Origin of the sequence: Bradyrhizobium sp. SUTN9-2 (assembly GCF_003122645.1) — a bacterium.
GTDB classification, from domain to species: Bacteria; Pseudomonadota; Alphaproteobacteria; order Rhizobiales; family Xanthobacteraceae; genus Bradyrhizobium; species Bradyrhizobium yuanmingense.
In genome coordinates, this window is the sequence record NZ_LAXE01000001.1 from 4573892 (window position 1) to 4587053 (window position 13162).

Sequence of the window (13162 nt, forward strand, 5' to 3'; positions counted from 1 at the left end):
GAGCCTGCCAACCCGGCGTCAGCGGCGATCCCGGGACATCAAACTTTCGAAATCGAATGAAAAGCTGTCCTCGTTTGGGGCGGCTGTTCCACCTGTGGTGCTCATGGCCCGGAGTTGTTCCGCAACCGCAAACGATTGGCTCGGCGGCCCGTTGCTCGCCGTCCTCTTTGCGATCTGTGCAACGCTGTGGCTCGAACCCGCATGCGCCGCAGGAAATCTTGCCGGTTATCTTTCCAAAACATCGCCTGCTGACTTCTTCCCAAGCGCCGAGCGGTTCGGACCTCCGCAGGGCGATCCGCCCATCGTGCCCGTCTATCGTGGCGACCAGCTCCAAGGTTTCGTGTTCCTGAACTCCGACTTCGCCAACACCGTCGGCTACTCCGGCAAACCGATTCACTTGCTGGCTGGAATCGACCCCAACGGCGTCATCACCGGCATCAAGCTCGTCGATCACAAGGAGCCGATCGTGCTGGTCGGCATTCCCGAGGCGCGCATCATCGCTGCCGTGAACGCGCTGATCGGCAAGGACATGAAGCCGGTCGCAAGTGGTGCCGAGAGGCCACCGCAGGTCGACATCGTCAGCGGCGCAACCGTCACCGTGCTGGTGATGGGCGACAGCATCGTTCGTGCGGCGTCCAAGCTGATCCGAAGCGGCCGTGTTGGCGGCGGCAACGGCGCGGCGGTTTCAGCTGCCCTGCCCCCGCCATCAAGACGCTGGATCTCGAACACAGCGAAGTCCGCGACTGGGAGAGCCTCGTCGGCGACGGTTCGATCCGCCGGCTTCATCTCGGGATCGGCGACATCAACGACGCCTTTGCAAAATCCGGCAGCGCGGCGGCGACTCAATATCCCGAACCGGGTGACGCGAACGACACCTTCATCGATCTTTACGTCGCCCTCGCGAGTGCGCCCACGATCGGCCGCAGCCTCCTTGGCGAGGATGGCTATCGACGCTTGAAGGAGGGCCTTAAGCCCGGACAGCAGGCGATCATCGTCGCCGGCAACGGCCCCTACTCCTTCAAGGGCTCGGCCTATGTGCGCGGTGGTATCTTCGATCGGATCGAAATCCTGCAGGAAGGCAACAGCACCCGCTTCCGCGACCGGAACCATACCCGCCTTGGTGCGCTGGACGCGGTCGGCGCGCCGGAGTTCAGGGAAGTCGCGCTGTTCGTCACGCCTCCCGAGTTCACGCTGGATCCAACGCAGCCGTGGCAGCTTCAGCTCCTGGTGCAGCGCAGCCTCGGCGGCCGCGACAAGGCATTCCTGACCTTCGACGTCAACTACACCCTGCCCGATAGCTACATACGCCGCGAGCAGCGGGCCGTGACCGTGCCAGAGAGCGCAGCGCCTCCGCCCTCGCAGGCAGCCGTCGCGGCCGCCCCGCCGGCGGAGGCGGACGAGCCACTCTGGATGCGGATCTGGCGATCGAGCACGGTCTCGATCGCCATCACCGCCTTCATGCTGGCCGCCCTCACCGGCGTCTTCTTCTTCCAAAACCTCTTGGTGCGCCGCCCGGTGCTCTACACCTGGGTGCGGCGGGGCTATCTCGCCTTCGTTCTGGTCTGGCTCGGCTGGTACGCCAACGCGCAGCTCTCCGTCGTCAACGTCGTCACCTTCACCAACGCGCTGGTGACCGGCTTCCACTGGGAATTCTTCCTCGCCGCGCCGCTGATCTTCATTCTATGGGCGGCGACGGCCGGCGGGCTCCTGTTCTGGGGGCGCGGACCGTTCTGCGGTTGGCTGTGTCCCTTTGGCGCACTGCAGGAGCTCACCAACACGGCTGCGAAATGGCTGAAGGTGCCGCAAATAACGGTGCCGTGGGGACTGCATGAACGGCTATGGCCGATCAAGTACATCATCTTTCTCGGACTGTTCGGGCTGTCGCTCTACTCCGTCGAGATAGCCGAGCGATTTGCCGAGGTCGAGCCGTTCAAGACCGCGATCATCCTGAAATTCTCACGAAGCTGGCCGTTCGTGGCCTATGCAGTCGCCCTGCTCGTCATCGGCCTCTTCATCGAGCGCTTCTTCTGTCGCTACCTCTGTCCGCTCGGCGCGGCGCTCGCGATTCCCGGGCGCATGCGGACGTTCGAATGGCTGCGCCGCTGGGAAGAATGCGGCTCGCCGTGTCAGCGCTGCGCCAAGGAATGCCCGGTGCAGTCGATCCATCCCGAGGGGCACATCAACGTCAACGAATGCATCTACTGCATGCATTGTCAGGAACTCTATTACGACGACCACCGCTGCCCGCACATGATCCAGGTGCGGCTCAAGCGCGAGAAGTTCGCGGCGATGTCGTCGCCCTCGATGCGCTCCGGCGGCAAGGGTCCCGCGACCGTCATTACCGCCGGTGGCAAGCCCGTTGCCGCATCGGCAGTCCTCTCTCCACCCCCAAACTGAACCCGAAGCCGAGGAGGCAATCATGAGTGAAAACGAAAAAACCAAGGGCGTCAGCCGACGAACCGTGCTCGGAACGACGGCGGCCGCAGCGGGCGTGGGCCTTGCCGGCGGAGTGATGCTGAAGGACGGCGGATTCGTCGCGCCTGCGGACGCGCAGACCAAGAATGCCGCGCCGAAAGCACCGGCAGCCCGGCCGGCCGTTCACAAGACCGAGGTCGCGCCCGGCGAGCTCGACGAATATTACGTGTTCTTCTCCAGCGGCCAGTCCGGAGAGATGCGGGTCGTCGGCCTTCCCTCGATGCGCGAATTGATGCGCGTTCCGGTTTTCAATCGCTGCAGCGCGACCGGCTGGGGGCAGACCAACGAAAGCATCAAGGTTCTGACCGAGGGGATGCAACCTGCGACCCGCGAGTTCCTGAAGAACCGCGGCGGCACCTACCTGAACGGCGACCTCCACCACCCGCACATTTCGTTCACGGACGGCACCTATGACGGTCGCTATGCCTTCATGAACGACAAGGCCAATAGCCGCGTCGCGCGGGTGCGGCTCGACATCATGAAGTGCGACAAGATCATCGAACTGCCGAACCAGCACACCGTTCACGGCCTCCGCCTGCAGAAATATCCGCGCACGGGCTATGTCTTCGCCAACGGCGAGGATGGCGTGCCGCTGCCCAATGACGGCAAGATCCTGGACGATCCCAAGCAGTATCGCTCGATCTTCAGTGCGATCGACGGCGACACGATGAAGGTAGCCTGGCAGGTGATCGTCAGCGGCAACCTCGACAATGTCGATGCCGATTACCAGGGCAAGTACTGCTTTGCGACCTGCTACAACGGTGAGGAAGGCGTCACTCTCGCGGAAATGACCGCCAGCGAACAGGACTGGGTCGTCATCTTCAACATCAAGCGGATCGAAGAGGCCGTGAAGAAGGGCGACTTCAAGGAGATGAACGGCGTGCCCGTGATCGACGGCCGCAAGGGTTCGGCCTACACCCGCTACGTTCCGGTCTCGAACAATCCGCATGGCATGAACACCGCTCCGGACGGCATCCACATCGTGGCGGCCGGAAAGCTCTCGCCCACCGTGACTGTGATGGACGTCCGCAAATTTGACGACCTGTTCGATGACAAGATCAAGCCGCGCGACGTTGTCGTTGCAGAACCGGAGCTTGGCCTTGGCCCGCTGCACACGGCCTATGACGGCAAGGGCAACGCCTACACCACCCTTTTCCTCGACAGCCAGGTCTGCAAGTGGAACATCGACCTCGCCAAGCGCGCGTTCAAGGGCGAGAAGGTCAACCCCATCCTCCAGAAGCTCGACGTGCACTATCAGCCGGGCCACAACCACACCTCGATGGGCCAGACCAAGGAGGCGGATGGAAAATGGCTCATCTCGCTGAACAAGTTCTCGAAGGACCGCTTCCTGAACGTCGGCCCGCTCAAGCCGGAGAACGATCAGCTGATCGACATCTCGGGCGATCAGATGAAGCTCGTGCATGACGGCCCGAGCTTCGCCGAGCCGCATGACGCGACCATCGTCCACCGCTCCAAGATCAACCCCATCTCGATCTATGACCGCGCGGATCCGATCTTTGCGGATGCGGTCAAGCAGGCCAAGGCCGACGGCATCAACCTCGAGGCGGATTCCAAGGTGATCCGCGACGGCAACAAGGTGCGGGTCTATATGACTTCGACCGCGCCGGCCTATGGACTCGATCAGTTCCAGGTCAAGCAAGGTGACGAAGTGACCGTCTTCGTCACCAACATCGACGCGGTCGAAGACCTGACGCACGGGTTCTGCATCGTCAACTACGGCATCAACATGGAGATCGGGCCGATGGCCACCGCGTCGGTGACCTTCACGGCCGACAAGCCAGGCGTCTACTGGTATTATTGCTCCTGGTTCTGCCACGCCATGCATATGGAGATGAAGGGCAGGATGTTCGTCGAACCGAAATCGGTCTGATCGGAGTGACTTCGTGCGACTTCTGTTACGCATGTTTCCGGCGGCGCTGGCCGCCGCCGGATTATCCGGCTTCGCCGAAGCGGAGACCTTGACGGCTGCACCCGGCCAGCCGCTGCAAGCCGTGCTGGATCATGCGCGCGCCGGCGACGTCGTCGAGCTTGCGCCGGGCGAATATCATGGTCCGATCCGGATCGACCGCCCCTTGCAGTTGGTCGGGAGTCGGGACGCTGTGCTCGATGGCGATGGTTCCGGCAACGTCATTACCGTCAGCGCGGCCGATGTGACCATTCGCGGCTTGACCATTCGCGGGTCCGGCCGCGACTTGCAGGCGATGAATTCCGGGATCTTCCTGCAGAAGACGGCCGAGCGCGCGAGGATCGAGGACAACCGGCTGGTGGAAAACCTGTTCGGTGTCTATGTGCATGGCGCCAGGGGCTCGCGGGTGGCGCGCAACGAGATCGAGGGACTGCGCGGCGGGCGTCTCAGCGAGGCCGGCAATGGAGTCTCGCTGTGGAACGCGCCCGATGTCACCATCGCCAACAATACGTTCCGCTATGGCCGCGACGGCATCTTCTCGATCTCCAGCAGCAAGGACCGCTTCATCGACAACCGCTTCGAGCAGGTTCGCTTCGCGGTCCACTACATGTACACCAACGACAGCGAAGTCAGCGGCAACGTGTCGATCGGCAACCACGTCGGTTACGCCATCATGTACTCGAACCGTCTGGTGATCCGCGGCAACAGCTCCGATCGCGATCGCGACTATGGACTTCTCTTCAACTACGCAAACTACGCCGTGATCGAAGGCAACCGGGTCACCGGCGGCCAGTTGAACCCGACGATGCAGAAGCCGGAGGACGGGCCGGCCGAGGAGCGAGGCATGCTCCCGCAGCAGAAGCGGGAGAGCTCTCTCAAGACCGGCCCGGAAAAGTGCGTGTTCATCTACAACACCAACCACAACAAGTTCCGCAACAACTGGTTCGAGCGCTGCGCGATCGGCGTGCACTTCACGGCCGGCTCCGAAGGCAACGAGATCACGGGCAACTCCTTCGTCAGCAACGCCAACCAGGTGAAATATGTCGGCACCCGGCATCTCGACTGGTCGATCGGCGGGCGCGGCAATTACTGGAGCGACAATCCGGCTTTCGACCTGAACGGAGATGGTATCGCCGATACGGCGTATCGGCCGAACGACCTCGTCGATCGCGTGCTGTGGACCGCGCCGGCCGCGAAGGTCCTGATCAACAGCCCCGCAGTGCAGGTGATCCGCTGGGCGCAGGCGCAATTTCCCGCGCTGCTGCCTGGCGGCGTCGTCGACAGTCATCCGATGGTGTCGCCGCCGAACGGCCGCGCAGCGAAGGAAACGCCATGACGGGGATCGTACGCGTCAGCGACGTCACCAAGACCTATGGGCCGGTCAAGGCCGTGCGCGATACCTCCTTCACGCTTGGCCAGGGCGAGCTGGTCGCCTTGATCGGCCACAACGGCGCCGGCAAGACCACGCTCATGAAGCTCATGCTCGGGCTGATCCGGCCGACCAGCGGCTCCATCGAGGTTCTCGGGGACAATCCCGCCGCCGGTGAATTCGCGGGCCGACGGCAGCTCGGCTATCTCCCGGAAAACGTCTCCTTCGACCCTGCCCTGACCGGCCGCGAGACGCAGGCCTTTTACGCCAGGCTGAAGCGGGAGCCGGTTGCCAAGGGCTTGGAGTTGCTCGATGCCGTGGGCCTCGGCGCCGCCAGCCGCCGCCGGGTCAACACCTATTCGAAGGGCATGCGCCAGCGTCTCGGCCTCGCGCAGGCGCTGCTGGGGCAGCCGCGCGTGCTGCTGCTGGACGAGCCGACCACCGGTCTCGATCCGGAGCTGCGGCAGACCTTCTACGACATCATCGCGCGCCTCGCCGCGGCGGGTGCGACCGTGCTGCTCTCGTCGCATGCGCTGACCGAGCTCGAAGAGCGCGCCGGCCGGGTCATCATCATGAACCGCGGCGTCAAGGTCGCGGACGGATCTATCGACGAACTCCGTCGTCTCGCCCGGCTGCCGACCAGGATCCGCCTCAAGGTCGCCGGCCTTTCGCCCAGCGAGATGCCCGGATGGGCTCCGCAAGACGCCACCTGCCGCCGCTTGAACGGCCACCTCGTCGAGATCGACGCCACGCCGGAACGCAAGATCGAGCTGTTGCATCGCGCCACCGCCTCCGGCAATTCGGTCGAGGACGTCGACGTGGTCCCGCCGAGCCTCGACGAGCTCTACGCTCACTTTCTCCGACGATCGGAGCAGGCCTCATGAATATCCTGATCATCGCAGCCAAGGAGATCCATCAGGCGATCCGCAATCGCTGGGTGCTTGCGGCGACGCTGCTGCTGGCCGGGCTTGCCCTGTCGCTGACGTTTCTCGGCAGCGCGCCGACCGGCAATGTCGGCGTGCGCACGCTCGACGTTGTCATCGTCAGCCTGTCGAGCCTGACCATCTTTCTCGTTCCGCTGATCGCGCTGCTGATGTCCCACGACGCCATCGTCGGCGAGATGGAGCGGGGGACGATGCTGTTGTTGCTCAGCTACCCGGTGGCGAGGTCGCAGGTGCTGTTCGGCAAGTTCCTGGGCCATCTCGCCGTTCTCGCCTTCGCGACCTGCCTTGGCTACGGACTTGCCGTGACGGCGCTGGCGGCGACGGGCGGCCGTACCGATGGCGACAGTCTCGTGGCCTTCGTGGCCATGATCGGCTCCTCGGTGCTGCTCGGAGCTGCGTTTGTGGCGATCGGCTATCTGGTCAGCGCGCTCGTGCGTGATCGCGGAACGGCTGCCGGCATTTGCATCGGATTGTGGCTGCTGCTGGTGCTCATCTACGACATGGCGCTGCTGGGCGTACTTGCGCTCGACCAGGGTCGCAGCATCTCTGCGGCCGCGCTCAACGTCATGCTGCTGGCGAACCCGACCGACGCCTACCGGCTGATCAATCTGACCGGCTTCGCCAATGTCAGCACGTTCGCCGGCATGGCCGGCCTCGCCCAAACCACGTCGCTGACGGTGCCGGTCCTGCTGACCGCCCTGCTCGGCTGGACGCTGCTGCCGCTGGGCCTGGCCGCGCTCGCCTTCTCGCGGAGGGAGCTATGAGGCGCCGAACGCTGCTGCTCGCCCTGCTGCTGCCGCTCGCGCTCGCGGGCTGCAACGACAAGCAGGCTGCCAATATCCCGCCGCCGCATCGGATGACCGCGGAGGACATCGGCCACTACTGCGGCATGAACGTGCTCGAGCATCCCGGACCCAAGGGTCACATCTTCGCCGCGAGCTTGATCCAGCCCGTCTGGTTCTCGTCGGTGCGCGATGCGATCGCCTTCACCATGCTGCCGGATGAGCCCAAAGACATTTTGGCGATCTACGTGTCCGACATGGGCAAGGCGCCCGACTGGGACAAGCCTAGCGCCGACAATTGGATCGAGGCGCGCAAGGCGCTGTTCGTGATCGAGAGCCGAGTCAAGAGCGGCATGGGCGGCGACGAGGCCGTGCCGTTCTCGGACCGGGCCGCCGCCGAGAGGTTCGCAAGTGAGAACGGCGGCAGGATCGTCGGCTTCGACGAGGTGCCGCGGGACTACGTCCTCGCTTCCGCGAATGCCGGCGGCGCGGCGCCGGACGAAGCGTCCGAAGGGGCGCCGGGTGACGGAGCGAGGAGGACGCCATGACGCCAATGCTGTCCCGCCGACGCTTCATCCGGATCAGCGCCGCTGCCGCGGGGCTCGGCGCGCTGTCCGTCGGACGTCCCGTTTGTGCCGAGGCCGCGCCGGTCACCTGGCGCGGCACGATGCTCGGCGCGGTCGCAGCGCTGGAGATTCACGACGAAGACCGCCGCCGGGCCGAGCGGCTGATCGCGCTGGCCTGCGCCGAGGCGCGCCGGCTCGAACGGCTGTTCAGTCTCTATCTCGACGATTCCGCCCTGGTCGCGCTGAACCGGACGGGTGTCCTGGTTGATCCGGCCGCCGAAATGGTCGATCTGCTTTCAACCTCGCAGCGCTACGCCACGCTGACGGGCGGTTTGTTCGACGTCACGGTGCAGCCGCTGTGGGAGCTCTATGCCCGCCATTTCGCGCGAGCTGACGCCGATCCGGCCGGCCCTCGCCCAGCCGAGATCGAGGCTGCGCTGGCGCGCGTCGACAGCAGCCGGCTGTCGGTCAGCCGCGACCGGATCGTGATGCCCAAGGGCATGGCCGTCACCCTGAACGGGATCGCGCAGGGCTACGTTACGGACAAGGTGGTCGACCTGCTGCGGGCGCACGGCATCTCGCACAGCCTGGTCGACATGGGCGAGGCCCGGGCGATCGGCGCGCGTCCGGACGGACGCCCCTTTGACGTCGGTATCGCCGATCCGGACGGCGCGGGCCACACCAAAACGGTGCTGCCGATCGTCGACCGCGCCGTCTCCACCTCAGGCGGTTACGGTTGCCAGTTCGATTCCGGGGCGCGCTTCAACCATTTGTTCGATCCCCGATCGGGCGGCTGCGCCCACCGCTATCGCAGCGTGACCACTGTTTCCCGCAGCGCGACTGCAGCGGACGCCTTGTCGACGGCGTTCAGCCTGATGCCGGACGGCCAGATTCGATCGCTGTTGCGGCGTGTCGATATCGACCGCGTGCACGTGATCGACGCGGCCGGCAAGTCGGTCGAATTATTGGCATAATACCCAACGACGACGCTCGTTTCCTTCCGGCGACTTCCCGGTTTGCGACCGCGAAGAAAGTTCGGAATTGTGGGCCAGTTCATAAAAGCTGGAGAGCCGCAGCCGCAGAGTTGATCCGCTCTGGCTCGAGCTGCCGCAACGACCAACTTCGCGACCGAAATGCCTGCATTAAGTCCATGAGCGCATTGGAAACATTGCGAGCCAGATTGCACGTTTGAGGAAGTGAAGCCGTAATTTTCACATTTTGGGAGCGCGCAGCGAAGAGACGCTCGCAGCAGGGGAGCCAAAAACATGCGTCGTGATTTGACCATCAAGACCGGCAGCATGGCCGGCACGTCCGATTTCAGGGTGATGGCTCCGATCAAGAAGGGATTCGTGCCGTCCCTGGATGCGACCACGTACAAGACCCGCGTCAAATACGTGCTACGGGCGCTGAATGGCGGACGCGCCAACGCGTATGAATACGAGCTCGCCCGCGTGCTGACCGATTCCGTTGACCGCGTCGGGCGGATCCACTCGGTGGGCATCGCCGTGCTCGAACCCGAGGACGAATCCGTGGACGGCGTGGACTATGTGCTGCTGACCGCCACGTTCGACGGCTCCTGGGAAGCCTATGTCCGCGTCATCTGGCAGAAGGCCGCCCGGCTGCTCGACCTCATCTTCTGCAATACCGATGGTTATGTGCTCGGATACGAGAACACGTACGAAAACTGGGGTATCTGGCTCAAGAGCAAGCAGACCGAAGCCTATTTCCTCTATGCCACTCCCGACCTGACCGTGGATGACACGCGCTTCCTGCGGATGGAGGAGCGGGTCTATCGGCGCGCCTCTGGCGCCGGCGCCGACAAGATCGTCACGCGGATCAGGATTCCCTCGCCGGAAGACATCGCGCGCCGCTCGATATTCAAGGTCGACGACCAGATCGGCGTCGATCCGACCAATGCCGGCTTCAGCAAACCGCTGACCATCGAAGCTGCCGCCCGACCTCCGTTTCGCCACGGCATTCGCGCGCTGGCGGGGCTCTACCGTCTCGCCGACTTCTATCCGCCGGGGACGCATGACGGGGTGCTTCTGCATCGGGCCGGCCACGAGCTGCTGCCGGAATTTGTCACCATGATCAACCACCCCGCCTACGCGGAAGGCGTCAAGCGCGCCCGCCGGCGCTATGAGGAGGCCCTGAGCTGGTTGATGACGCCGCCCGATGTGGCGCCGGTCCGGCGCAACCTGCCCCTCGCCCCGCCGGCCGAACTGCCGTTGCAGGATCCAGGCAACGTGCAAGGCGGGATTCTGACCCCCTACAATTCAGATCACGGCTGCCTGCTGCTGCTGCAGTTCGCCAATCCGGCCGCACTGGCCGCGTTTCTCGACGTCCTCGAGGTGACGTCCGAAGCCGACGTCCTGACGCCGGGGCAGATCGTCACCAACATCGCATTCACGGTCGAGGGGCTGCGTCAGGCCGGCCTGTCGGACGAAGAGGTGCGCACCCTCCCGGAAGAGTTCGTGCAGGGCATGGAAAGACGCGCCGGCCTGCTCGGCGACGTGCGCTGGAATCATCCCCAGCGATGGCGCCTTCCCGCCAGCAATTGGGCGCTCGGAATCAACGCGCCGGATCTGCCCGAAGGCGACCCGGCGCCGCGCATCAGCATGAGCTCGGTCCATGCCGTCCTTCAGCTCCGCCTGTTGCTGCCCAAGGACGCGCCGCAGACGGCGGCGGATGCGAGAGACGCGTTGATGACCGAGATGAAACGCCTGGTCCAGGACGAGGCAGGTATCAGGCCCCTTTCAATCCAGTGGATGCAGCGGCAGCGCGACAAGAGATCCGGCAACATGCAGGATCATTTCGGGTTCGCCGACGGCAGTTCGAACCCGGTGCTGCATGAGTGCGAGGCCGGCAAGCATTATCCCAATCGGGTGCATCTCGGCGAGATTCTGTGCGGCTATCCGAACATCGCCGACGAGATCGCGCCGTTCGGCGACCCGACCAATCGTGCTCACGCGATGCTCCGCGACGGCAGCTTCATGGCGCTGCGCAAGCTGCGACAGGACGTCGAGCAGCTCGAGGATGTCCTCGCCCGCGCGACGCGACAAGCAACCGAGACGGCCGGAGCGGACGCACCTGCCCTGACGCGCGAGACGCTGATGGCCAAAATGATGGGGCGCTGGCCGACCGGCCATACCGAGGCAGGGCAACCCCTGACCCCTACTCCGCCCCCTGACATAGGCCTCAACGACTTCAACTACGACGCCGATCCGCAGGCCCAATCGTGCCCGTTCCATGCGCACATACGGCGCGCCAATCCGCGCGTCTCGATCACAAAGGCGGATGCCGGCGCCCGGCCCCCACGGATCGTCAGGCGCGGCATGTCCTACGGTCCGCCCGTGGACCCGCAGGCCGCCAAGTCCGGCCAGCAAGCAGAGCGGGGCCTGGTTTTCATGGCCTACAATGCCAGCCTCGGCGAGCAGTTCGAGGTGGTGCAGAGCTGGCTCTCTGGCGGCAACAGCGCGGGTTCGTCCTCGGGGGTAAGCGATCCTTTCCTCGGCCTCGCCGAGCCTGGCCGGCTCCGGCATTTCCGTTTCGAGCATGAAGGCCAAACCATTCGCGTCGCGCTCGACGGCTCAGACCGGCTCCACGACGAACCTCGTCCGTTCGTTCGTCTGGAATGGGGAGCATATTTCTTTGCGCCATCGAAGAAGGCGCTTGCCGATCTAAAGCAATGGGCGGCGAGCCAGGGGTACAAACCGGCCGTGACGTGGTGCGCGGATCAGGGGGAAAAGGAGATCGCGCGTCTGCGCCTGATCGAGCGCCAGCAGGGCGAAGCCGCGGCGATGGCCGCGTGGAAGACAGCGCTCGAAGATCCGGATTCAGCCTCGCATTTCGTCAACGCCTCGATCTGGGCTGCGATCCGCGAGCGCCACGGCGGCGCGCTTCGCACGCCCTTCGGGGTCTTGGTGGCCGACCGCGACATGGTCTACAAGGTGTTCGCCGATTCTGACACGAAGCTGACCATCACCGGCTATCTTCCCCGCATGCTGCGGTCGTTCGGCATCCTCTATCTTGGCCGCGACGCCGGGCAGCCGGACCAGGTCTACGAGCAGGAATCCGAGGCCTGCAACGCCGCGATCATGGCCCTCGACCAACCCGCCGCATTCGAGCTGGCGCGCGCGGTCACACAGAAGGTGCTGGGCTTCATGGTCAAGCAGACGATCGACTATGCCGCCAGCGACGGCGAAGCGAGCTGGGAGCTGACCGTCGACGTGCACGAATTGGTGGATCCGTTGCTCGCCGCCTTCTGCGAAACGTGGTTCGGATTGAGCGAAGACGGGGGCCATTTCCGCCGCGTCGGCTATCGCTGGGATTGGACGCCGGGCGAGCCGCCTGGCTATCCCGGCCATTTCCTGTCGCCTTCGCGCTACATCTTCCAGCCGCACCCGAACGCGACAGTGGAGGCGATCGGCGCGGCACATGGCGACGCTGCGCGCCGTGCGATGGAAGGTTTCCTGACGCAGTTCGGGCCGACAAACGGTCCGGTGACCAAGGCGGTCTATAACTCGCCACGGGGCAACGGCGACATTCCGTTCGTGGCCCGCACGGTCGCCGGCGCCATGATGGGATTCATTCCGACCGTCGACGGCAACCTGCGGCGGATACTGAACGAATGGCTGCGCGAAGGAACGCTATGGGCGTTGCGCGCTCGCTACGCCGGCACGAAGGCAAAGAACTACATGGACGCCCTCAACCGGCTAAGAGACGACTTCATCCCCGCGATGCAACTTCGCGCGGTGCCCGAATTGATCTGGCGGACGGCGGTTGTTTCGCAGACCATCGGAGGGGTCGAGGTGAGGCCCGGAGACGTCATCGTCGCCGGCGCAGTCTCCGCCACCCAGCAAAGTCTCGCCGAAGGTCGCCAGGACATCTACCACGCCTTCGGCGGCAACCGCAGGGTCGCGGGGCATCCGACGCATTCATGTCCCGGAGCAGACCCGGCACTGGCGGTGATGCTGGGTTTCTTCAGCGCACTGGTGGAGACGGAGCTACCCTTGCGGACAGGCCCCATTCCAATGAGCCTGACGATGGACGGAAGGGTTCCCGCGCCGAGCCCACCTCCACCCTAGAGCCGTGTAAGG

At 64.6% G+C, this 13162-nt stretch carries 7 protein-coding genes and 1 pseudogene; all 8 read left to right on the plus strand.

The window, feature by feature from the left end; genetic code table 11:
- Positions 1-103 precede the first annotated feature (103 nt).
- The 8 genes and pseudogenes from XF30_RS21280 (at position 104) to XF30_RS21315 (ending at position 13150) form a co-directional block, all read left to right on the plus strand.
- Positions 104-2397: pseudogene (locus XF30_RS21280) on the plus strand (4Fe-4S binding protein).
- A gap of 22 nt (positions 2398-2419) precedes the next feature.
- On the plus strand, positions 2420-4366 hold the full coding sequence (gene nosZ / locus XF30_RS21285) for a TAT-dependent nitrous-oxide reductase (RefSeq protein WP_109143765.1): 1947 nt from the start codon (positions 2420-2422) through the stop codon (positions 4364-4366).
- Positions 4367-4379: 13 nt separating this feature from the next.
- On the plus strand, positions 4380-5738 hold the full coding sequence (locus XF30_RS21290; protein WP_109143766.1) for a nitrous oxide reductase family maturation protein NosD: 1359 nt from the start codon (positions 4380-4382) through the stop codon (positions 5736-5738).
- Positions 5735-6655 (plus strand): ABC transporter ATP-binding protein, encoded by a 921-nt coding sequence (locus tag XF30_RS21295; protein ID WP_109143767.1) that lies wholly within the window; start codon positions 5735-5737, stop codon positions 6653-6655. The genes XF30_RS21290 and XF30_RS21295 overlap by 4 nt, the downstream gene beginning before the upstream one ends.
- Positions 6652-7479 (plus strand): DUF2705 family protein, encoded by an 828-nt coding sequence (locus XF30_RS21300; RefSeq protein WP_109143768.1) that lies wholly within the window; start codon positions 6652-6654, stop codon positions 7477-7479. The genes XF30_RS21295 and XF30_RS21300 overlap by 4 nt, the downstream gene beginning before the upstream one ends.
- Positions 7476-8045 carry a nitrous oxide reductase accessory protein NosL gene (locus XF30_RS21305; RefSeq protein WP_036039555.1) on the plus strand — a complete coding sequence of 190 codons (570 nt, stop codon included), beginning with the start codon at positions 7476-7478 and terminating at the stop codon, positions 8043-8045. The genes XF30_RS21300 and XF30_RS21305 overlap by 4 nt, the downstream gene beginning before the upstream one ends.
- Positions 8042-9037, plus strand: a complete 996-nt coding sequence (locus tag XF30_RS21310) for an FAD:protein FMN transferase (protein ID WP_109143769.1) — start codon at positions 8042-8044, stop codon at positions 9035-9037. Before XF30_RS21305 ends, XF30_RS21310 begins: the two co-directional genes overlap by 4 nt.
- Positions 9038-9328: 291 nt before the next feature.
- Complete coding sequence (locus XF30_RS21315) at positions 9329-13150, plus strand: Dyp-type peroxidase domain-containing protein (protein ID WP_109143770.1); 3822 nt, start codon at positions 9329-9331, stop codon at positions 13148-13150.
- Positions 13151-13162 lie beyond the last annotated feature (12 nt).

Bases quoted from the DNA above. Each gene is read 5' to 3' on its own strand.
- XF30_RS21315 (WP_109143770.1), top strand. From the start codon at position 9,329: ATGCGTCGTGATTTGACCATCAAGACCGGCAGCATGGCCGGCACGTCC.
- XF30_RS21300 (WP_109143768.1), top strand. From the start codon at position 6,652: ATGAATATCCTGATCATCGCAGCCAAGGAGATCCATCAGGCGATCCGC.
- XF30_RS21310 (WP_109143769.1), top strand. From the start codon at position 8,042: ATGACGCCAATGCTGTCCCGCCGACGCTTCATCCGGATCAGCGCCGCT.
- nosZ (WP_109143765.1), top strand. From the start codon at position 2,420: ATGAGTGAAAACGAAAAAACCAAGGGCGTCAGCCGACGAACCGTGCTC.
- XF30_RS21305 (WP_036039555.1), top strand. From the start codon at position 7,476: ATGAGGCGCCGAACGCTGCTGCTCGCCCTGCTGCTGCCGCTCGCGCTC.
- XF30_RS21295 (WP_109143767.1), top strand. From the start codon at position 5,735: ATGACGGGGATCGTACGCGTCAGCGACGTCACCAAGACCTATGGGCCG.